Below are 22,349 nucleotides of genomic sequence, written 5' to 3'. Positions count from 1 at the left end.
CTGATGATACGCGATACCACACTCGGCTCGAAGCTATGGGCTGCGGCCATCTGGTTCCTGGTAGGCTTCTTCGTTCTCAATCTTCTGGCGATGATCGCGACAGTGGTCACGAGTTCCTTCGCTACTCGCTGGCTCGGCACATGGCTGCCGGTTGGGTGGACCACGCGCTGGTACTCCTCCGCCTGGAGCGAGTTTCAATTATGGGATGTGCTGATGGTCACATTCCAGGTCGTGGGCGCGGTCGTGCTCATCTCCGGCGCTCTCGGCGTCACTGCTGCCTACGCACTTGCCCGCCGCGATTTCCCAGGAAAGCGCCTTCTCGTTCTTCTGTTCCTTCTGCCTCTCCTCATTCCGCCGATCACCTTCGGCATCCCGCTTGCCACGGTCCTCTATCGGACCGGTCTTGCCGGCACGTTCTGGGGTGTCGTGGCTGCCAATCTCGTCCCGACGGTTCCCTTCGTGATCCTCGTCATGATTCCGTTCATCGAGCAAATTGATCCGAAGATCGAGGCGGCGGCTCGGGTGTTCGGCGCTAACACCTTCAAGCTGTTCATTCATGTTTTGTTGCCGCTGCTCCTGCCAGGTATCCTGGCGGCCTTGCTGCTGGTGCTCGTGCGCACCATCGCCATGTTCGAGCTGACCTTCCTGGTCGCGGGCCCGACTAGCCAGACGCTTGTGGTGGCGCTCTACTACGCTGTGTTCGCCGCTGGTGTACGGGCGGTGCAGTCCATCGATGCCATGGCAGTGGTTTATATGGTCACGACCCTTGTCTGGCTTATCATTGCGCTGCGCTTCGTCAATCCGACGCAGATCGTCACCCGCGCAAAGCAACAGCCCGCACATTGAGGCAACGATGGTTGATCGCCTGAACGAAGACGCGCTTGACCGTTTGTCGGAGGCGATAGCGCGCCCCTCATATGACCGGCTCTCTATGAAAACGGGCATCGTGCATCTGGGCGTCGGCGCCTTCCACCGCGCGCATCAGGCCGCCTATACCGATGAAGTGATGGCGCTTGATCCCGCATGGGGCATCGTGGCCGCGAGCTTGCGCAGCGCCGACACTTACGATGCTCTCGAGCCACAGGATGGGCTTTATACTCTGTCCGTCCGCTCAGAAGCGGGCGAGGCCCTGCGTGTGATCGGTTCCATCAGCCGTGTCATCGTCGCACCACGCGCCATTGAGGATCTTCTCGCCGTCATGAGCGACCCGGCAACCAGGATCGTGAGCCTCACGGTGACCGAGAAAGGCTATTGCCATGATCCGGCGACAGGCGCATTGAACGAAGCTCACCCCGATATCATTCATGATCTGGCGAACCTGCGCACGCCTCGTTCGGCTCCAGGCTTTGTCATTGAAGCGCTGCGCCGCCGCCGTGAGGCGCGCCTCCCACCTTTTACCGTTCTCACCTGTGACAACCTTCCCTCCAATGGCCGCACGGTCAAACGCGTTCTGACCCGATTTGCGGAACTGGTTTCTCCGGCACTCGGTCGGTTCGTTGTCGAAGAGGTGTCATGCCCTTCCACCATGGTGGACAGGATCGTGCCGGCAACCAGCGATGATGATCGCGCACGCATCGCCGAGGCGCTCGGTGTAGCCGATGCGTGGCCCGTCGTGACGGAACCCTTTACTCAATGGGTGATCGAGGATCGCTTCCCGCAGGGGCGTCCGGCTTGGGAAGAGGGAGGTGCTGAGTTCGTCGCCGATGTCGAGCCCTATGAGCATATGAAACTGCGGCTGCTCAACGGCAGTCACTCGACACTGGCCTATCTGGGTTACCTCTGTGGATACGAAACGGTTGCCGAGACCATGGCTGACCCAGCTTTCGTGCGGCTGATCGAAAGCCTCATGAACGAGGAGGTTGCGCCCACATTGCACATGCCTGCGGGCACCGATCTAGTCCCTTACAGGCGTGCGCTTGTCGAGCGTTTCAAGAACCCAGCTCTGAAGCATCGTACCTGGCAGATCGCCATGGATGGCTCGCAGAAGTTGCCGCAGCGCCTCCTCGGAACGGTTCGGGATCGTCTGCGCGACAATGCGCCGATCAACCGCTTGGCGCTCGGCGTTGCCGCATGGATGCGTTATGTGACAGGCATCGATGAAAATGGCGCGCCGATTGACGTGCGTGATCCGATGGTAGCCCGCTTGCAGGAGAGGGCAAGCCGAGCGGGGCCTGATGCCGAGCGTTTATCCGGCGAGTTGTTCACTCTTCGGGAAATATTTGGGGATGACCTCCCTCGCGATCCTCGCTTCACCGGGTCTGTAACCTCTGCGCTCAAAAAGCTCTACGCCCAGGGTGCGAAGCGGACAGTTGCCGAAATCTAAGATTCTTTCACATCCAGTCAGCAGCTTTCCATGCGGAGTAAAGCTTATTCTCCTTCCATGAAAAGTTCGGATTTGTGCTGAGATGACGAAGAGAATGGCGTGAAAGCGAATGAAGGTGGGGCAGGGAAAGGCCGCACTTCACCTTTATTTCACTTTATCGAAGGCCGCTCATTTGAAACGGTCGCATATTAGTTTCCCCATGTGCTGAAATGAGTCGGGCTAGCGAGAGCGTTGAGGCCGTTAGTATCCTTCAATACCGCATCTCAGTCCCACATCACCGCTCTTGTTCCAATATTGCGTAGCCTGAATACGCAACGGATTTGGAGGGAAGAGCGATGGCGCGTTGATATCCGCTTCGGGGCATCAGAGTCCGGCTTCCGACTTTGTGCTCCGTAACATCCGACTACGCAATTAAATGAAGGAGGTAGGACAATGGGTACCATCACCACAAAGGATGGCACGGACATTTTTTACAAGGACTGGGGAACTGGGCAGCCCATCGTTTTCCATCACGGATGGCCACTGAGCGCGGATGATTGGGACAATCAGATGCTGTTCTTCCTCCATCAGGGCTATCGTGTCATCGCTCATGACCGCCGTGGACACGGACGCTCGACGCAGACCGACACCGGCAACGAGATGGATACTTACGCCGACGACGTGGCGCAGCTTGCAGAAGCGCTCAATCTACGAGAAGCGATCCATATCGGTCATTCCACGGGCGGCGGAGAAGTGGCCCGCTATCTGGGCCGGCATGGCACGGGCCGCGCTGCGAAGGCCGTGCTGATCGGTGCCGTGCCTCCTGTCATGGTCAAATCAGAGAAAAATCCGAGTGGCCTGCCGATCGAGGTTTTCGATGGTTTCCGCGAGACGCTGATCGCGAACCGGGCGCAGTTTTACGTCGATATTCCTGCAGGGCCTTTCTATGGCTTCAATCGTCCGGGCGCGAAGGTCTCCCAAGGCATCATCGACAATTGGTGGCGCCAGGGCATGATGGGCGGCACCAAGGCGCAATACGATTGCATCAAGGCCTTCTCGGAAACGGATTTCACCGAAGATCTGAAGAAGATCGACATCCCGGTCTTGGTCATGCATGGCGACGACGATCAGATCGTGCCCTTTGCCGACTCGGCGCCTTTGTCCGCCAAACTTCTGAAACAGGGAACGCTCAAAGTCTATCAAGGCCTGCCGCACGGCCTTTGCACGACACATCCAGACATCGCCAATACGGATATCCTTGCATTCATAAGAGGATGATCCAGAGCGATCAGGAAAAGAGCGCCATGCCCGCATTGCCGGGTCATGGCGCTCCGCCGAGATGCGTGAAACCGTAAGGCTTACGCGCGTTCTTCCCAAACTTTTGCGAGTTCGACGATGGTCTTTACGGCCTTTTCCATATCCTGACTGCTGACGAATTCCAGTGGCGAATGGAAGGCGTGGCCGCCCGCGAAGATGTTCGGGCAAGGCAACCCCATGAACGAGAGGCGCGAACCATCCGTGCCGCCGCGAATGCTGCCGCGCACCGGATTCATGCCGGCCCGGCTGATAGCCTCGACGGCGTTCTCGACAATCTCGGGATGCCGGTCGAGCACGACCTTCATGTTGCGGTACTGTTCCTTGACCGTGAAGGTGTAGCTGGAGCCCGGATAGCTCTCCATTACCTCCTTCACAATCTTCTCCAGTAGCGCCGCTTTGCTCTTGAGGCCTTCCTCCGTGAAGTCGCGAATGATGAAGCTGAGCTTCGCCTTCTCCATCACGCCGGATATGCCGGTTGGATGAATGAAGCCATCGCGCCCTTGAGTCGTCTCAGGCGCCATGTCCTTCGGCAGGCGTGCGACGATGGCGCCAGCGATCCTGATGGCATTCTCCATCTTGCCGTAGGCGAAGCCCGGATGGATCGCCACGCCCTTGATCGTGATTTCGGCCGCATCGGCTGAGAAGGTCTCGTCCTCGATGGTGCCAGCCGTCTCGCCATCCAGCGTGTAGCCGAAATCAGCGCCGAGCTTCTGCAGATCAACCTTGTCTACTCCACGCCCGATCTCTTCGTCCGTCGTGAAGAGAATGCGGATCGTGCCGTGACGAATATCCGGGTTGTTGATCAGGAACTCGGCGGCCGCCATGATTTCGGCGATGCCGGCCTTGTCGTCGGCCCCCAGCAGGGTGGTGCCGTCCGACGTGACGATGTCGTTCCCAATCAGGTCTTTCAGCACGGGATGGTCGGAGACCCGGATGACTTGGCTGGAATCGCCGGGAAGTCGAATATCGCCACCTTGGTAGTTCTTGATGATCTGCGGCTTGACGTTGGTGCCGCTGAAATCGGGCGCCGTATCCATATGGGCGCAGATGCAGATGACCGGAATATTGTTCTTGGGCGAGTTGGACGGAATGGTCGCATAGACATAGCCATGCTCGTCGAGATGCGCGTCGGAGACTCCGATCTCGAGGAGTTCCTCGACGAGAAGGCGCCCCAGGTTTCTCTGCTTCTCGGTCGAAGGCTGGGTGGAGGATGCGGCGTCGGACTGGGTATCGATGACGACATAACGGAGGAAACGGTCGGTAACGCTGGTGGCCATGGGTACGATCCGGTTGAAAGCAAAAGGGTCCAAGGACTTTTAGCGGCGTAAAGCCCTTTCGGGAATGGGGAGCGAAAAGTTCTCTGTGAGGACACTTGCCCGGCATCCGGGCGTGCCGGCTTGCCCCGTGCAGTGATGGAGCGCTATGTGAAACGATGTTTACCCTGGAGCAGATCGAGACCCTTGAGCAGGTCATCAAGAAGAGCAGGTTTATTGCCGTGGCTGGCCCTATCTCAGGTGAATCCGCTGCAAAGGCTTTTGTCGCGGCCCACTCCGACCCCGCTGCCAATCATAATTGCTGGGCCTGGCGGGTGGGGCAGACCTACCGCTTCAACGATGACGGCGAGCCCAGTGGCACAGCGGGCAAGCCGATCCTGCAGGCGATGGACCGTTTGCAGCTCGATAACGTCGCGGTCGTAGTGACCCGATGGTTCGGCGGTGTGCTCCTTGGAAGTGGAGGGCTGATCCGAGCCTATGGCGGAACCGCCGCGGCTTGTCTGCGCGCGGCCACTCTGGTCGGGGTCGTCGCCGTTCGGGAGGTAACCATCGCTGCAGCATTCTCCGATCTTGCCCTGGTCAAGGCACGGCTTGCCGGCATCGGGAGTGTTCACATTCAAAGCGAGACTTTTACGGAAACGGGCGCCATCATCAAAGCGCTTCTCCCGGAAGCAATGGTCCAGCAGATCGCTCAAACACTGACGGATGCCACGAGCGGACGCGTGCAGATCACCCTGCCGCTAGGGTGAGGAGCAGACAATTGACCTCCACGTGGCCCTAAGCTCACGATCAGGCCTGTCGGCGCGAAGCGGCTCTCGAAGGCTGTTCAGGTTTCAAGAATTTTTACGCAGATTTCGTGCAGAGGCGTAAGCGGGCTGGCGGGACGGCGATCATTCCACGCGCACGACCACGCTGTCGGTTGCTCCTCTGGCATCGATGACTGAGAGGCGGACGAAGCCTGCACCGTCTGGAACCCAAGAGGATTCGCGCCGTAGGGTGCCTGCTTCAACCGGCGCTCCATCGACCATCCATGTGAGCGGAGGCGCACCGCCGGAAGCTTTGAGCGCGAGCGGAGCCTTGTCCACCGAGGTCATGGACAGGCCGAGGTCGAGACGCGATCCGTCGAGCGGGAACGAGATCTTGAGCGGCGCCTGCACGGTGGACAGAATTGTCTTCGGCACATCGCGACGGATGTGCCGCAACGGTGGTGGAAGACTGGCTGTCGTGGCCTGAAGCGTGAAGGGTGGGACAGGCAGGGGCTTTGGCTCAGCCCCTAAACGACCATAGGCATCGAACAGGATCGGGGCCGCTACGGAGCGGCCGATCAGCCCGGGAACTGCCGTGCCGTCAGGGCGTCCGACCCAAACGCCGATGGTGTGGCGCTGGTCGTAGCCGACGGCCCAGGCATCGCGGTATCCATAGGATGTTCCGGTCTTGAAGGCGATCTGGCCGCCGAGCGCACGATCCGGCGGCGGCGCACCACGCAGAATGTCGAACACATACCAGGCGGCTACGGGGTCGACGATCCGTGTACTCGATGGGGAGCTGTTCGCTTCGCCCATGCGTCTGACGAGAGTCGGGATCTCGCCGCCACGGGAAAGCCCGACATAGAGCCGCGTCAGATCGGTCAGCGTAATGCCTAAGCCCCCAAGACCGATTGCAAGACCAGGAGCTGCATCCTTGGGCAAGGCTACGGGGATGTCCGCCTGCTTCAGCCGGGCCAGAAATCGCGATGGGCCGAGTTCATTCAGCAACTCCACCGCCGGCAGGTTGAGCGAGAGTTGCAGAGCCTTGCGGGCCGTGATCGTGCCCTGGAATACGAGATCGAAATTCTCCGGCTGATAGATGCCATAGCGGGACGGTCTGTCGTCCAGCAATGTTTCAGGATGAGCAAGACCGCTTTCGAAGGCGAGTGCATAGATGAAGGGTTTCAGGGCGGAGCCCGGCGAGCGCAGGGCCGTCGTCATGTCGATGGCTCCGGCCCTTTCCTGGCCCAGGAATGCAGGACTGCCCACATGGGCCAGCACTTCGCCTGTAGCATTGTCGATGACGAGAATGGCGGCTGATAGTCTGCGGTCGACCTGAGCGACCCGTTCTACAGCCAGAGCCTCCAGGCTAGTCTGAAGCCGTGCATCGATTGTCAGCTTGTGGGTTGTTTCCGCAGGCCGTTCAGAGACGGCTGCCTGCGATGCGTGAGCCGCCAGCATGGGGAACAGTTCACGGGCTTTCGGAACCTGCTCCGCCTTTGCCATCTCGACTTCGGCATCCGTCAGAAGACCACGTTCGTGCGCGCGATCAAGTACACGGTTGCGTGCTTTCCTGGCCGCATTGGCGAAACGGTCCGGCCGACGGGTCTCCGGAGATTGCGGAAGCGCCACGAGCAGGGCGGCCTCCGCGAAGGAAAGGCGCTTCGGTTCGCGCCCGAAATAGGACAGGCTTGCAGCCCGCACACCTTCAAGATTGCCGCCGAAGGGGGCGAGTGTCAGGTAAAGGCGCAGGATCTCCTGCTTGGAAAAGCGCTGCTCCAATTGTACGGCGCGAACGGCCTGCCTGAGCTTGGCCCGCCATGTCCGCTCATGCCTCGGCTCGAGCAGACGCGCGACCTGCATGGTGAGTGTCGAGCCGCCGGACACTACATGGCCGTTGCGGATGAGTTGCACGGCAGCGCGAGCCATCGCAATGGGATCGACACCGAAATGGCTCTCGAAGCGCGTATCTTCGTAAGCCTCCAGCATTGTAATGTAGCGCGGGTCGACATCGCCAGGATCGACAGGCAGCTTCCACCTCCCTTCCGCAGTCGCGAAGGGGCGGAGCAGGTGTCCGTTCCGATCCAGCACGAGTGTCGAACCCTGCTCTGACATCGTGAGATCGAGCGGGCCGAGGGATTTCGTATATCGCCAGAGGGCCGCTCCAGGCAGGATGACGGCGCACACCAGAAGCGCCGCCGCAGCGTGGCGGCGTCGTATCCGAAGAATCGCTTTTCCTGCCGCCGCCTGTGTCATGGCTGTGCCGTCAGAACCTCGATCTTTCCATATCCCGTCCGTCCATAGCGCTCGGGGCGATACATATCCTCCACATGCGCTGCCGGGTGGACGTAGATGCCGGGCGAAACGACTCTTACCATGTAGGCGATGCTGAACGTCGCGGATTGGTTCGTGTCACGATCGAAGGCAGCAACGAGCCTGTCATCACGATACTCGGTGTGAGCCGGTTCGGGATTGGTGCCGAGCCAACTGAGATTGGCTGTCGTGTTGCTGTCCACGAGACTGGGATTGTCGATCTCGAGGCCGGCTGGCAAGCGGTCGACGAGAAGCAGGCGTGCTTGCTTCGCTTCCGGTTCGGTGACCTTGAGAACGACCACGAGCCTGTCGTTCTGGCGCACCTTGTCAGGCTGCACTGGAGTGCCGTCCAGCTTGTGATAGCTGCGCTCGATGGCGTAGCCATGGGACATTGCAGGCTCGGGATCGATGGGGTTGCCGGTGACGGTAATCACGGCCTGCACGATATCGCGGCCGTTATTGGCGATCCTGACCGGATGGGAGGCCAGCACCGTGTCGCGGTATGTCCCGTAGAACGCGCCCTGGTGATCGGCGCCATCCACGTTGAGGCGCATCGCTCCCGCGTCGCGGCTGACGGCTTGAGACGCCAGGACAAGCCAGGCCTCTTCCTGAGTGCTTGTGCGGCGGTTCCCGCGTTCTTGAGCGATGATGTTGGCGACAGGACGAAGAACGGCGGCGGTATTGTCCGTCTCGGATGCTAGGGCGAGAAGACCCGCGCCATCGCGCAGCCGCGAGCCGTAATCATGCCGATATTGGCCATTGTCGTTCGATGCCTGCAATCCTTTCACGGCATTCCCGAATGTGGCCTGAGCACGCCCCCGGTCGCCCAGGAGGGCCAAGGCGGCGGCGAGCTGTGCCCGTGCGAGCGGGGAAGTGAAGGCCTCGATCTTGGTGTCGGCAAGATAACGCAGATCACCCATGACGGGCCTGCCGTTGCGTGCCAGGACATAGGCCGCATAAGCAATGTCGGATGCCTGTTCGTCCACGTTGGTTGTGTTGGCGACGAAATTGCGCAGGCGGTCGATGGCGACAGTCAGCGCCGTTTGCGGAACGGGGAAGCCATTCTCGCGGGCTCGCGTAAGGAAGTCCGTCGCGTAAGCGTCGAGCCATAGGTCGTTGCCGCCGACACCCCAAAGGCCGAACGAGCCGTCGGAGCCCTGCCGGGCGAGGATGCGCTCGATCGCGCCGCGCACGCGTTCATCGGCCTTCTCGTCGAGAGACAGTCGCTCTTCCCGTGCCAGTCGGTTGACGTACAAGAGCGGCAAGGCGCGGCTCACGGTCTGTTCGGTGCAGCCGTAAGGATAACGGTCGAGCGATTTCAGCAGGCCCGGCACGTCGAGAGCTGCCAGTGGCGAGACGGAGACCGATGCGGCGCCCGTGCTCTCCAGGATATTCGTCATGGTATCCTTCGACAGCGTGAGGCTGGTTCCCGGGTCGATGGGGCGAACCACGCGATAAGCCATGGATGACGTACCCGGCTGAACCGCGATCGTGAAGGATTGCGTGATCAGCTCCATGTCGGGGCCTTTCAGCGATACGTCGATCACGGCATTTCCGATGCTCCTTGCCGTCAAAGGTGCGGTGAAGCTGCCCTTGGACTTGGCATCGAGCCTCAGGCTTGCGCGCATGGCACTGGCCGCAACAGTAACCGGCCCATTCACCGCGAGACTGACCTCATAGTTTCCCGCAGGACCTTCCACATTATCGATCTGAAGGAAGAAGCGCGATTGATCGCCGATGGCGAGAAACCGCGGCAGCGTTCCCGCGACCACGACAGGGTCGCGAATGATGATGTCGTGGCTTGCGCTGCCGACCCGATCCTTGGTCCAGGCGACGGCCATGATGCGCGCCGTGCCGTTGAAGCTCGGCACATCGAAGATGATGTTTGCCGTACCATCCTGCTCCACCTTCACGACCCCTGAGAAGCGGGCGAATGGCTCCTGCGTCGGCGGAATGTCGCTGAGCGCAGGAGCCGCTCCGTCGCCACCGGAGCGAATGGCGCCACGGGTACCCTGCATTCCGTCGATCAGATATCCATAGAGATCGCGAATATCCATCGACAGGCTTTTCTGGCCGAAGAAATACGCGAAGGGCTCAGGCGCCTGATAGCGCGTGAGATTGAGAATGCCGACATCCACGGCGGCGACCGTGATGCGCGCTTCCTCGCCCGGTTGAAGGCCCGTGACCTTGATGGGCAGGCTCAGGCTCGTGCGTGGTGCGATTTTGTCCGGCGCGTTGAGATCGACGGTAAGTGAGCGTGCATCGCGGTCGATCTCGAACCAAGCCGTACCGAGCGCCCGTCCGGGCATACGCTTCGCAGCCTGATCGAGAGGGCGGTGCACCATTCCAACGACATAGGCTCCAGGCCCCCACTCCGCCTTGACGGGAATGCCGATATCGGATCCGGCGGCAGCGATATCGACGACGCGGATATCGTGCACACGATCACTGACCACGGCCAGTGTCGCCTTACCCGCAAAGCGCGGATTGAGGCGTACTTGCATCGTATCACCCGCCGCATAGCTGGCCTTGTCGAGATTCATCTCCAGCAGATCCGGCGTTTCAGCAGTCTGGTCGCCCGACCATCCGACCGTGAAGGAAGCGCTGGTCTGCGCCGTCTCGCCGAGATCGGGAGCGCTGACATCGAGTCGGTAGGCACCCCATTCCACAGGCGTTCTGATCTTTGCCGGTGTATTCTCGGTCACGGCAAGCGTGCCGTCCGCGACCCGGCGGGCGTTCTTCACCGGTTCATAATTCCAAGTGCCGCTGGAGCTGTACCATTGATAACGGCGCTCGATCTTATAGAGCGTCCACGCCACGCCTCGCGATGAGAGGCGCTGACCGTCAGGCTTGGCGAGCACCACATCGAAGGTCGCGTTGGCCCCTTCCGTCAGTTCCTCGAACAGTTTCTTGACGCCGATAACGGGACCGTTCGGCAGAATTGGCAGAGTAATGCTGCGCTCCACCGCGCGCCCGCCAGGCTCGGCAACGCGCAATGTGATGCGCGCTTCCGTCGGGCGGGTGGCTGTCACCTCCTGAACAGGAACCTGCATGACAACATGGCCCTTATCATCCGTGACGGCACTTGCTTCAATCTCGGCAGTCGAAGCCTCGACGGGCTGGTCGTCCAGTCCGACGGCGAAACCCTCGAGGCCTTTGATGCCGCTTGCCTTTGCCTCTGCGACGGCAACCTCGCCCGAGACGTTCAATCCTGAACCGGGCGACCCATAGAGATAACGAGCCGAGACATCGATGGCTGCCTCTTCGCCGGGCTGCAAGGCTTTTCCCTGGGGCGTAAGGTTCACCTCAAGCCGTTCGGGCACATAATCCTCGACGAGGAATGTCGCTTGCCCCACCGGCGATCCTTTCGGATCCGTATAAGCGGAAATACGCCAAGTGCCGCGTAATGAGCCTGGGAGAATGGGCATGGAAAATGCGCGCCCGCCAAGTCCCTGGTCTTCGACCTGAGTTCGGCGATACTCGACGCCGTCAGGCCTGCGCACGACGAGAGTCAGGGGAAGGTTTTGGATGGCGGTGCCGCGGCTGTCCCGCAGCAAGGCTGTCAGATGGACGGTCTCACCCGTCCGATAGACGCCGCGCTCCGTATATAGAAATGCATCGACGGCAGTTTCGACAGAGCGGCCTTTGACGCCCCGATCCGAGAGATCGAAAGCAGCGGTTTCGAGATTCAGGAAGCCGTAATCGGAGCCTGCTGTTGCGACAGCAAGACCCGGCGCTAGGCCGCCTTCACCTCTTGCGAGCCCCGGATCGAATGTGACGACGCCCATTCCATCGGTTTTTTTCGTTGCCAGGATTTCGTTGTTCTTCGCAACGAGACGGACTTCCACATCAGCGACGGGGGCAGCGCTGGCGAGCGAGCGCACGAAAACCTGTACTCCTGTTTTGCCCGTAAAAGCGGTGAGACCGAGATCGGAGACCACAAACCATTGCGTTGCAAGGCTCGCGTAGTCGTCTTCACCATTTTCATCGGTGCTGGGGGTTCCGGTGCCGGGCTTCGCCGTCATCACGTAGACACCGGGTTCCATCCTGCCGACGGCTTCCGTGACGGGAAATGCGGTGATCGCCTCCTGATTGAGGGCAGACGGCGTATCCAAGGTGCCGCTCCAGACCTTGAAGCCAGTCTCACGGCCGATCCTCGCGGCGGAGTAGGATTCCAACTGCTGGAGGAAGTTGTATGAATGAACAGTCGGAGCAAGACTTCGGTCGCCGATGCGATAAATGCGGACATCTACCTTGGCCGTATTAACGGAAACGACGGGGATGCCCTCTTGGCCTGTGCTGGGCAGCACATAATTGCGGCCCGTGAAACGCACCTGAGGGGCGCGGTCGCGCACGTAGATTTCATTCTCGACAGGATGCAGCAAGTTCTCCCCGACGCTTGAGGGAAGGCCCTCGCGCAAAAGGAAAGTATAGCGCTCGCTATGCTTCAGCCCATCCACGCAAAGCTCGGATCCATCGGTGGAGACGGCTGCATTGCTCGCGCCCGATACCGTCACATATGGCCCGAAATCGCCCTTTAGAGCCAGCGGGTCGGAAAACTGGAAGCAGACCCGGGGAGAGGCGGCATCTGAATCCACTTTGTAATTGAGAACCCGAAAACCATGCTCCTCCCGCAACGCCTCATAGATCATTCGGGTGTCGGGGTTCTCCCGGGTTTTCAGGCTGGCGGCATAGGCGTTGAGTGAGGGGCGCCAGGACTTCTGAACGGCATAGGCCTCACCGAGCACAGTGAGCGCCGCAGCCTCGCCAGAGACACTTTTGGCTTTCTGGTAGGCCATATAGGCAGCAGCAGTTCGGCGCTCCTGAAGCTTGTAACGCTCCTCCCAATTGTTGCTGGGCGCGACAGCCAAAGCGGCGCGGGCATAGCCCAGCCAATTCGCATCGTTGCCAGGTTCTGCCGCGATGGCTACCGAGTAGGCCGTCATGGCGTTTTGGGCGAGGCCTTGGGAGAGATAGGTTTCCGCATCCTTGCGCAATTGCTGAGCGGAGCGCCCACCGATCGATCCGCTGCCCTCCGTCTTGAGAGCCTGTTCCAACCGGATTGACTGGCTCGCCAGATCGTCTCGGACAAAGGATTTTGGGGTTTGGGCAAGAACGCCGCTGGGAAGCGCCAGCGCCATGGAAAACAATGCGGCTGACATTAACTGACGGAACATGGACCCATCCCCGTATCGCTTGCAGGATCGGATTATTGTTGCGCTTTTGGTTTAGCGTCAACAATCACCCTATTCAGGATTCTGAGAGAAGCCATGGCTCAGCTTGGGGCAGGCCTCTGGGTGCTTCCCTGAAAAGCGATACTTTGAAAGCCAAGTCTCGATGGCTGCCATATGTCATCGACCAAGATAGATCGCCGTTCTCTCGCATAGAGCGGGATTGTACCCATCGCTGTCTGTGTCTTGCCGCACCGGAGAGTAGCGAAGCCTTGAGAACGCTCTTCTTATTTCGAGGACTGCAGCATGCGTCCCGGCCGGGCGCCGGTTGGAATACCGTCGCGAACGATGGCCTCTCCATCGACCCAGACGTAATCGATGCCGGAGGGCAGCAGTGTCGAAGTATCGAAAGTGGCCCGATCCGTCACGCCATCTTCGAACAGCACCAGATCCGCCACCAGGCCGGGCCGCACCAGGCCGCGGTCCTGCAGGGAGAAGCGCTGCGCCGCGATTGATGTCATGCGCCGTACGGCATCCTCGATGGGGAACCATCCCTTGTCCCTGCGCAAAGGGCCGACGATGCGAGGGAATGTACCGAAGGCGCGCGGATGCGGTTTCGTGCCCGGGCGAGGCAGGCCATCGGATCCTGCCATATACAGCCGGTGGCAGCACGCGGCATGCAGATCGCTTTCATCGAGCTGAAAAAGAATGACGCCAGTCTGCCCTTCGTCTTCTTCGACAAGGCGGATGAGCAGGTCGTAGGGCTCGATCTTCTCACGCTCCGCGGCCTGAAGCATGTCCAAACCTTCAAGGGCCTTGAGAGCCGGATTGTTGACGCCGGAAATGCGTACGTTCTCCCAGCCGATCAAGGATAATTTGCTTTGGCCATGGAAGGCCGGGCCGCCATTCTCCACCCAGCGGCGCAGCACGGGGCCGACTTCAGGATCGCGCAGCCTCTTCTTCAGCTGGTCGACGCCTCCCTCAAGAGCGGCAGGCGGGAGTAACTGCAGCAGATAGGTGCTTCCCGCCGGGTAGGGATACATATCGAAGCTTATGTCGACGCCTTCCTGTCGCGCCTTTTCCAGAGTCTCCAATGCTTGAGGGATCTGGCCCCAGTTCGGGCGCCCGGCGGATTGAAGATGCGACAGGAGACCCGCAGCGCCGGACTGGCGAAGAATCTCGATGAATTCCTCGATGGAGGAAATGAGGCCATCTTCATAGCTGCGCACATGTGCGGTCATGAGGCGACCGTGAGAATTCACGACCTTTGCAAGGGCCACCATCTCGTCCAGCGCGGCGAATGCGCTCGGAGGATAGACCAAGCCAAGCGACAAGCCGATGGCACCCTGCGCAAGCTGCCGATCAAGAAGGGCTTCCATGGCGGCAATTTCATCCGGGTCCGCGGCGCGTCGCTCGTAGCACATGACGGCGAGACGCAAAGCCGCGTGCCCCACAAGGGAGACGACATTGATGGCGACACCCTCGTGGAGGCGCTCGCGATAATCTGTGAAGTCGTCAAAGATTTCTTCTGGTTCAGTCTGGCCGAGAAGGCCGGAGAAATGCTTTCGCAGATCCTCTCGGGATGGACCGCGTGCCGGATAAAGCGAGAAGCTGCAATTGCCGACGACAACGGTGGTTACGCCCTGCAACGCCTTCTCGGGCCGATCAGGATCGCGAAGGCAGATCAGGTCGTCATGGCAATGGGCATCGATGAAGCCGGGCGTGAGATAGCGATCCTGCGCATCGACGATGACGGCGCCCGCCTTCGTTTTCAGATTCGAGCCGATACTGGCGATCCGCCCATCGGCCACATGGACTTCGCCACGGAACCAAGGGGCTCCAGTGCCATCGATGATCCGGGCATTCCGGATAAGCCAATCTCTCGTCATTGTCTTCTCGACCGCATAAATTCTGTAACTTCGGATCAGGTGCGGGGCTTGCCCATCGGGAATGGCATGTATCCCAGGAAGCCTGTGATCTTCCAGCGGCCGTCGAGCCGCGCGCAGAAATACAGTGTTTGCCAGTTGAGCACATCGACACCGCCATCCTTCAGCGCGATGGTGCCATCGAATTTCTTATGGCAGACGGCGGTGTCGCCTCTCAAATCGATGTCGCGCATATTCGTTGCGCGGAATAGCGCGTCGCGGACAGGCTCGGCATATTCGACACCTTGCGAGGCCTTTGCCTGGCGCAGCCACTCATCGCGATAAGTCTCCAGATCCGGGAAATCGAGACGCCAGCTGTCGGGCAGCTCGGACTTATGCGCATGCAGGCCTAGAAATCCCTCCCGGCGGAAGTCTCCATCCACCATCGCCCAGTCGGCAGCGAGAAAAGCATCGATGTCGCGCTCGACCAGCATGGCCCAGATCTCGCGGCGATCCGGGTCGGTCTCGGAAAAGGGATTTTGCATATGGGACATCACGGTAGAGACTCCGAGGGGAGAAAAAGAGTGAGATGCTTCAAGATACCTTGCCGCGTGCTGCGACCGGGACCGTTTCGATCACGTGGTCTCCTCGCACGAAAGTCACTTCGTCGAAGAGATTCGACACGGGGCAGACATGGTTTGGAATGATGCGAACCATCTCACCGACCTTCGGCTTTGCCTTGGAGTCGGTGAGATCGACGACACCATGCTCCTCGCTCAACGAAACAATACTGGCGTCCGGATATTCGACAATACGGCCGAAGCCTTGGAGGCCAAGGGTATCGCTGGTGAGTGACTTCGAGCCGGTATCGAGCACTGCGCGGATATCGGTCGGCCGCGAGACAACGGTTGCAAGCACGGTGAGTGCGCAATCATCGAAGCTGCCGACGCCTTCCTGCACCTGAAAACGGTCAAGATAAATGTAGGTGCCTGGGCGATATTCCGTCGCGGCGCGGTTCTCGTCGCTGCGCCAGATATCCGGCGTTCCGCCTGTCGAGACGATCTCAGGCGGCAGGCCGGCCTGCTTCAGCAGATCAGTTGCCTGCTCCATCCACGTATTCGCCTGTGCGACCGTACCTTTTGCGGGATAAGTCATCAGACCTGCAAAGTGCAAACCGTCAGAATCGGCAATGCGCTTGGCAAGGGTTAGCGCATCCTCAGGTTTCTGGACGCCCACACGCCCGCCGCCCGTGTCGCATTCTACGAGCACGGGGATGGTGATGCCAGATCCAGCAAAGGTCTTTGAATAGCCGTCGATGGTAGTGGTGCTGTCGGCAATGACCTTGATCGATGTCCGCTTGGCAAGTGCCAGTAAGCGCTTCAGCTTGGGCGCGCCGAGAATGTTGTAGGGGAGGAAGATGTCCGTGATCCCGGCATCTGCCATCACTTCCGCCTCGCCGATTTTCTGACAGGTGATGCCGATGGCGCCGAGTTCCATCTGGCGCTTGGCGAACTGGGTTAGCTTGTGCGTCTTGACATGGGGGCGCAGCTTTACTCCGTGACCATCCGCATAGTCCTGCGCGCGCTTGAGATTGGCTTCGACACGGTCGAGGTCGATCAGCACGACAGGGGTATCAAGGTCCTGGATCTTCGTCATCGTAGAATCTTCCATCTTCTAGTCGCCCAGAGGGAGCCTGGGGTCGTTGATATTCAGCGCCGCCAGGCTGTGCTTGATGCGGCGAAGCCCTTCGAGAAGGGAAGGGCCGATGGTTTCAGCCGTACTCATCGCAATCAGATCCACAATGGCCATCATTGCATAACGGGCAGAGTTGGGCTTGTAGAGACTGCTGTCCTCGGGCCAGTGGCGCACGGTGCAATGATGTCCTGCGCCGCATTCACGTTCAAGCTCCCGAAAGCCGCATGCCGGTATCGGCATCGAAAAGGTGAACCTTCTCCGGTTCGACGGACAGGCGAAGCGTTTCGCCAGGGCTGACGGAAATCCGTTCTCGGAGGACGGCACGTACTTCCGAAGGGCCGACATGCCCGTAGATGTGGCTTTCCGAGCCGGTAGGCTCGACGACGTCTACCACGAGCCTGATCGGCCCTGCGGGGTCGAGGCGATAATGCTCCGGCCGGATGCCAAGAATGACGCTGCCACCATCAGGTGCGAGTGTGGCCGCAATCGGTATTATGGTATTATCCGGGAGCCGAATTGCGGCGCCCTGATCGGTTCCAACCAGCGTCCCCTCGATCAGGCTCATGGCTGGAGAGCCCAGGAAGCCTGCGACGAACAGGTTGGCGGGACGATCGTAAAGCTCCAGGGGCGTGCCAACCTGCTCGATGCGCCCGCCATTCATGACGACGATGCGGTCGGCCATGGTCATGGCTTCGATCTGATCGTGCGTCACATAAATGATCGTACTTTCGAACTTGTGGTGCAGTGCCTTGATTTCCGTCCTCATCTGCACCCTGAGCTTCGCATCGAGGTTGGAGAGAGGTTCATCGAACAGGAAAAGATCCGGGTTGCGGACGATGGAGCGTCCCATTGCGACGCGCTGGCGCTGGCCGCCGGAGAGCTGACCGGGTCGGCGCTCCAGATAGGCACCAAGATTCAGGATCGAGGCGGCGCGTTTCAGTTTCTCCTCGGTTTCCTGTGAACCCTCTCGGCGTATGCGTGGGCCGAACGTGATGTTGTCCTTTACCGTCATGTGAGGGAATAGCGCATAGGACTGAAACACCATCGAAATGTTGCGCTTCTGCGGTGGCACCTCATTGGCCCGCCGCCCGCCGATGCGGATTTCCCCGTCGGAGACCGTTTCCAAGCCGGCGATCATGCGCAGCAGGGTGGATTTCCCGCATCCCGACGGGCCAACAAGCACGACGAACTCGCCATCTTCAACGTCGAGGTCGATTCCATGGAGAATGTCGAATGCGCCGTAGCGTTTCTTGACGTTGTCGAGCTGGAGATCGGCCATGGGACGCTCCTCCTCTCACCGGATAGCATCGATAAAGGGCAGGTTGCCGGCTGTCAGGCCGCCATCCACAGGCAAGGTCACGCCAGTAATGCCGGCCGAAAGCGGCGAGGCCAAGAAAACCGCGGCGTTCGCGACATCGACGGGGGCGACCATGTGGCCGAGCGGATAAAGGCGCGACACCTTCTTGAGAATGTGAGGATCTTTCTCGATGCGGTGATCCCAGGCATGTGTACGCACGGAACCCGGGCAGATCGCATTCGAGCGGATGCCATGGATTCCGTATTCTGTTGCGATGGCGCGGGCGTAAGCCACGAGGCCTGCCTTGGCCGCGGCGTAGGCCGGGTTGCCGAAATGCGCGAGTGCATTCACGGATGAGATGAAGACGAATACACCGGAGCCTCTGGCTTTCATGGGCTCAAGGAATGGAGCGGTGAAATTGCGGGCACCATTGAGGTTCACGTCGAGCTCGAAATTCCATGCCTGGTCATCGACCTGCTCAAGGGTTTCCGCGCGCGTATAGCCTGCATTGCTGATGATGATGTCGGGCAGGCCGAACTTCGATTGAATGCGCTCGCAGGCCTGCCTGCATGCGCCGGCATTGCTGAGGTCAAAGAATTCCTTGTGAGCGACATCCAGCGCTTCAAGAGCGTCTTCCGAGACGTCGCAGGCGACGACCTTTGCTCCGGCTTCCTGAAAGCAACGGATCATTGTGGCGCCGATGCCGCCGCCCGCACCGGTAATTACCGCGAGCCGGCCCTCCAAGCTGTTTGCCAAAGACTTACTCCAAACCGTTTCTAACCTTTGGGATTCCTTGAGGCTGGAGCGATTTATGAAATTTAGCAACATGAAAGGTCGTAGCGTATGCAAAAATTCCCTTGCGCAAGTAATTATCTTTCACAACAATATGAACTGCCGGGCTGCTTTGCTAAGGTGTGCGGCCCTAAGCAGAGGGAACATGCACGTGAAGACAAACCACAAGAACACCTTCTTCAGCCTCAAGGGACTTATGCTTGCCGGCCTCGGCGCCGTCGCGCTGTCCGTTAGCGCCAATGCTGGAACCGTCCGCGTCACGGTCGCGGAATACTCGGCCAAAACCGGTCCTTACTTCGAACAGGTCGCCAAGGACTTCGAAGCGGCGAATCCGGGTATCAAGATCCAGTACGAAGTCGTGCCGTGGGATAACCTGCTCCAGAAATTGACCACCGATATCTCGGCCAATGCCAATGCCGACCTATCGATCATCGGCACGCGCTGGCTCGTGGATTTCGTTCAGCAGGGCATCGCAGAGCCGCTCGACAGCTATATCACTCCCGAGATCAAGGGACGTTTCATCGAGACTTTCCTCACGCCTTCCGTGATGAACGGCAAGACATATGGCTTGCCCATCGCAGCCTCTGCGCGCGCGATGTACTACAACAAGGATCTGTTTTCGAAGGCGGGCCTTTCCGAGCCGCCGAAGACCTGGGCCGAACTGGAGGAGTATGCCAAGAAGATTTCCGCTTTGGGCAACGGTGTCTATGGCTTCGGCCTTCAAGGCAAGGAAGTCGAGACAGACGTCTATTTCTATTACGGCATGTGGTCCTTCGGTGGCGACATCGTGAAGGATGGCAAGTCGGGTCTCGACTCGAAAGCCGCCATCGATGCCGCATCGCTCTACAAGCGCCTTATCGATCAGGGCTCCACACAGCCGGGCATGACGTCTTACGCCCGTGAGGATGTGCAGAACCTGTTCAAGCAGGGCAAGATCGGCATGATGATAACCGCGCCGTTCCTTGCCAACCAGATCCGTGACGAGGCACCGAATCTGCAATACGGCGTGGCTCCAATTCCAAAGGGGCCGGGTGGCGATCAGGGAACTTATGGCGTGACCGATTCCGTCATCATGTTCCAGAACTCCAAGAACAAGGCCGAGGCATTCAAGTTTCTCGACTTCCTGTTCCAGCCGAAGCAACGCATCAAGTTCACGGTCGATGAGGGCTTCCTGCCGGTGACCAAGGCCGAGGCCGAAGACAAGTATTTCACCGAGAATGCCAATCTCAAGGTGTTCACGAGCCTCCTGCCGATTGCCCGCTTCGCGCCTGTGATCGCAGGCTGGGAGGAAATCGCAGATACGACCTCATCGGCACTCCAGCGGATCTATCTCGGCCAGGGACAGATCGAGCCGACGCTGAAAGAAGCTGCAGCCAAGGCTAACGCGATCCTGAAAAAGTAGTATCGACAAAGGGATGGGGCCTTGGGGCCCTGTCCCTTTACGCTGTTTGCTCTGTCAGCGGAACGCATATGACCTCAAAGCGTGTGGTTGCGCCCTACGTTCTCATATTTCCCAGCTTCGTGCTCGCAGCCCTGATCGTCATCTGGCCCGTCAACGAGCTGTCACAGCTCGCAAGCCATAGCGTGAACCGCTTCGGCCAGCTGCGCGACTTCGTCGGCATGGCGAATTTTCGCGCGCTTCTCGATGATCCGAACTTCATCGCATCGTTCTGGCGCACAGGCATTTGGACCGTCGCAGTTGTCGGAGGCGCTATCCTCTGTTCGGTCCCCGTGGCTCTCGTCCTGAACGAGGATTTCTATGGGCGTAACCTTGCGCGCGTGATCGTCATGCTGCCCTGGGCAGTATCGCTCACGATGACCGCCATCGTTTGGCGCTGGGCGCTTTCTGGCGAGAGCGGCATGCTGAACTCGGCCTTGATCGAATTCGGTGTCATCGACCAGAATATCCAGTGGCTTGCCGAAGCGAGCACGGCCTTCCCGATGCAGATCCTGATCGGCATCCTCGTCACCATTCCCTTCACGGTCACCATCATCCTTGGCGGGCTTTCATCCATCCCCGATGATCTCTACGAGGCGGCCGCATTGGAAGGTGCTGGTCGCTGGGAGCAGTTCCGGCATATCACGCTGCCGCTGATCGCGCCGTTTCTCAACATCGCACTGGTGCTGAACACGATCTACGTCTTCAATTCGTTTCCGATCATCTGGGCCATGACGCAGGGTGGGCCGGCCAACTCCACCGACATTCTCGTGACCTATCTCTACAAAGTCGGGTTCCGGCTTGGGAAACTCGGTGAGGCTTCCGCCGTGTCCCTGGTCATGTTCGGGATCCTTCTCATCTTCACCTTGATCTATGTGCGCCTCACCGCTTCCGCGAGGGCGAGAGTATGAACGCATCTAAGTTTCGCCGGTCCGTGATCTGTTGGCTCATTCTGTCGCCGATCGTCGTCGCTGCGATCTTTCCCTTCGCGGTGATGCTGATCACGGCTCTTAAGCCCAATACCGAAGTTCTCACGCCGACATGGTGGCCTTCCCGGATCGCCTGGGAAAACTTCCAGACCATGTGGGTTGCCACGAATTTTGGAAATGCCTTGAAGAACTCGCTTTATGTTTCCGTTCTGGCGACATTGGGCTCGCTGATCGTTTCCATCCCCGCTGCCTATGCCCTGACGCGTTTCGACTTCAAGGGGCGTGAACTTTATCGTCAGTTCCTCCTGGTCACACAGATGCTGTCGCCCATCGTTCTGGTGGTAGGGCTCTTTCGACTGATGGTGGCGCTTGGTGTGATCGACAACATCAATGCGGTGACGGTGGTCTATGCGGCATTCAACATCGCCTTCTCGGTCTGGATGCTGCAAAGCTACTTCGCCACCATTCCGCTCGATCTGGAGGAAGCGGCCTGGATGGAGGGGGCAGGGCGGGCCGAAACTCTCGTGAAGGTATTCCTGCCGCTTGCCGTGCCGGCCATCGTCGTGACGGCGATCTTCACCTTTATCAATGCGTGGAACGAGTTCGTCATCGCGCTGACTCTGCTTCGTTCGCATGACAGCTACACATTGCCCATTCAGATCTTCTCGCTTGTCTCCGGCCGTTATACCGTCGAGTGGCACCACGTGATGGCGGCGACTTTCGCCGCGACTGTCCCTGTTGCCATCGCGTTCGCATGGCTCCAGCGTTACCTTGTGCGCGGCCTTGCGCTCGGCGCCGTGAAGTAAGTTTTCAAAAGAAGGATGAAGTGATGAAGCAGACTTTCGGGTCGTCCTATGTTCCCCTCTCGCCTGCGGTGCGGGCCGGAGATTTCATTTTCATTTCAGGGCAGGTTCCGGTGGGGCCGAACGGAGAATATGTCGGCGGCACCATCGAGGTGCAGACCCGTCAGGTGCTTGAGAACGTGAAGGCCGCTCTGGCACTGGCTGGCGCCGACATGTCGGATGTGGTCAAGACGACGGTATGGCTCGAGGATGCTCGCGACTTCGGTGCCTTCAACAAGGTCTATGCGACTTACTTTCCCTCGAATCCACCGGCGCGGACAACAGCCGAGGGGCGCCTGATGGTCGATATCAAGATCGAGATCGAGGCGATTGCCTATAAACCTTTGAATGCGAAATCCTAAAGATCG

Annotated in this window: 16 protein-coding genes and 1 pseudogene; 8 read left to right on the top strand and 9 right to left on the bottom strand. The window is 59.5% G+C overall.

The window, feature by feature from the left end; translation table 11 throughout:
• Positions 1-3: 3 nt before the first annotated feature.
• The 3 genes from AB4Y85_RS10195 (at position 4) to AB4Y85_RS10185 (ending at position 3,580) form a co-directional block, all read left to right on the top strand.
• Positions 4-846, top strand: a complete 843-nt coding sequence (locus AB4Y85_RS10195; RefSeq protein ID WP_441984777.1) for an ABC transporter permease — start codon at positions 4-6, stop codon at positions 844-846.
• Between the two features lie 7 nt (positions 847-853).
• The gene (locus AB4Y85_RS10190) at positions 854-2,323 is read left to right on the top strand and encodes a mannitol dehydrogenase family protein (RefSeq protein WP_441984776.1); all 1,470 of its coding nucleotides are present in this window, start codon (positions 854-856) and stop codon (positions 2,321-2,323) included.
• Between the two features lie 432 nt (positions 2,324-2,755).
• Positions 2,756-3,580 (top strand): alpha/beta fold hydrolase, encoded by an 825-nt coding sequence (locus tag AB4Y85_RS10185; protein ID WP_441984775.1) that lies wholly within the window; start codon positions 2,756-2,758, stop codon positions 3,578-3,580.
• 80 nt (positions 3,581-3,660) lie between these two features.
• Here the strand turns inward: AB4Y85_RS10185 and pepT are convergent, their stop codons facing one another.
• Positions 3,661-4,896 (bottom strand): peptidase T, encoded by a 1,236-nt coding sequence (gene pepT, locus AB4Y85_RS10180; protein WP_441984774.1) that lies wholly within the window; start codon positions 4,894-4,896, stop codon positions 3,661-3,663.
• Positions 4,897-5,051: 155 nt separating this feature from the next.
• Between pepT and AB4Y85_RS10175 the strand changes: the two genes are divergently transcribed.
• On the top strand, positions 5,052-5,642 hold the full coding sequence (locus AB4Y85_RS10175) for an IMPACT family protein (protein WP_441984773.1): 591 nt from the start codon (positions 5,052-5,054) through the stop codon (positions 5,640-5,642).
• Between the two features lie 141 nt (positions 5,643-5,783).
• On the opposite strand, the gene pbpC is transcribed toward AB4Y85_RS10175, so the two are convergent.
• The 8 genes and pseudogenes from pbpC to AB4Y85_RS10135 all read right to left on the bottom strand — a co-directional run bounded on the left by pbpC (position 5,784) and on the right by AB4Y85_RS10135 (position 18,736).
• Positions 5,784-7,895: a penicillin-binding protein 1C gene (pbpC, locus tag AB4Y85_RS10170; RefSeq protein ID WP_441984772.1), complete on the bottom strand. Its 2,112-nt coding sequence runs from the start codon at positions 7,893-7,895 to the stop codon at positions 5,784-5,786.
• Positions 7,892-13,129: an MG2 domain-containing protein gene (locus AB4Y85_RS10165; protein WP_441984771.1), complete on the bottom strand. Its 5,238-nt coding sequence runs from the start codon at positions 13,127-13,129 to the stop codon at positions 7,892-7,894. Before AB4Y85_RS10165 ends, pbpC begins: the two co-directional genes overlap by 4 nt.
• A gap of 281 nt (positions 13,130-13,410) precedes the next feature.
• Complete coding sequence (locus AB4Y85_RS10160; RefSeq protein WP_441984770.1) at positions 13,411-15,012, bottom strand: N-acyl-D-amino-acid deacylase family protein; 1,602 nt, start codon at positions 15,010-15,012, stop codon at positions 13,411-13,413.
• A gap of 35 nt (positions 15,013-15,047) precedes the next feature.
• Positions 15,048-15,542, bottom strand: coding sequence for a hypothetical protein (locus AB4Y85_RS10155; protein ID WP_441984769.1), 495 nt, complete (start codon positions 15,540-15,542; stop codon positions 15,048-15,050).
• A 40-nt stretch (positions 15,543-15,582) separates the two neighbouring features.
• Positions 15,583-16,644, bottom strand: coding sequence for a D-TA family PLP-dependent enzyme (locus tag AB4Y85_RS10150; RefSeq protein WP_441984768.1), 1,062 nt, complete (start codon positions 16,642-16,644; stop codon positions 15,583-15,585).
• A gap of 18 nt (positions 16,645-16,662) precedes the next feature.
• Positions 16,663-16,842 (bottom strand): annotated as a pseudogene (locus tag AB4Y85_RS10145) (MurR/RpiR family transcriptional regulator); the annotation flags it as partial.
• A gap of 46 nt (positions 16,843-16,888) precedes the next feature.
• The gene (locus AB4Y85_RS10140; protein ID WP_441984767.1) at positions 16,889-17,962 is read right to left on the bottom strand and encodes an ABC transporter ATP-binding protein; all 1,074 of its coding nucleotides are present in this window, start codon (positions 17,960-17,962) and stop codon (positions 16,889-16,891) included.
• A gap of 15 nt (positions 17,963-17,977) precedes the next feature.
• Positions 17,978-18,736, bottom strand: coding sequence for an SDR family oxidoreductase (locus AB4Y85_RS10135; RefSeq protein WP_441984766.1), 759 nt, complete (start codon positions 18,734-18,736; stop codon positions 17,978-17,980).
• Positions 18,737-18,917: 181 nt separating this feature from the next.
• Between AB4Y85_RS10135 and AB4Y85_RS10130 the strand changes: the two genes are divergently transcribed.
• The 4 genes from AB4Y85_RS10130 to AB4Y85_RS10115 all read left to right on the top strand — a co-directional run bounded on the left by AB4Y85_RS10130 (position 18,918) and on the right by AB4Y85_RS10115 (position 22,343).
• Positions 18,918-20,174, top strand: coding sequence for an ABC transporter substrate-binding protein (locus AB4Y85_RS10130; RefSeq protein ID WP_441984765.1), 1,257 nt, complete (start codon positions 18,918-18,920; stop codon positions 20,172-20,174).
• Positions 20,175-20,242: 68 nt separating this feature from the next.
• Positions 20,243-21,121: a carbohydrate ABC transporter permease gene (locus tag AB4Y85_RS10125; RefSeq protein WP_441984764.1), complete on the top strand. Its 879-nt coding sequence runs from the start codon at positions 20,243-20,245 to the stop codon at positions 21,119-21,121.
• Complete coding sequence (locus tag AB4Y85_RS10120) at positions 21,118-21,945, top strand: carbohydrate ABC transporter permease (RefSeq protein ID WP_441984763.1); 828 nt, start codon at positions 21,118-21,120, stop codon at positions 21,943-21,945. Before AB4Y85_RS10125 ends, AB4Y85_RS10120 begins: the two co-directional genes overlap by 4 nt.
• Positions 21,946-21,968: 23 nt before the next feature.
• Positions 21,969-22,343 (top strand): RidA family protein, encoded by a 375-nt coding sequence (locus tag AB4Y85_RS10115; protein WP_441984762.1) that lies wholly within the window; start codon positions 21,969-21,971, stop codon positions 22,341-22,343.
• The last annotated feature ends 6 nt before the right edge of the window (positions 22,344-22,349 follow it).

The sequence above is a fragment of the Microvirga sp. 2YAF29 genome (genome assembly GCF_052114605.1).
In the GTDB taxonomy this organism is placed as follows: domain Bacteria; phylum Pseudomonadota; class Alphaproteobacteria; order Rhizobiales; family Beijerinckiaceae; genus Microvirga.
This window is presented reverse-complemented; position numbering and strand designations above follow the sequence as displayed.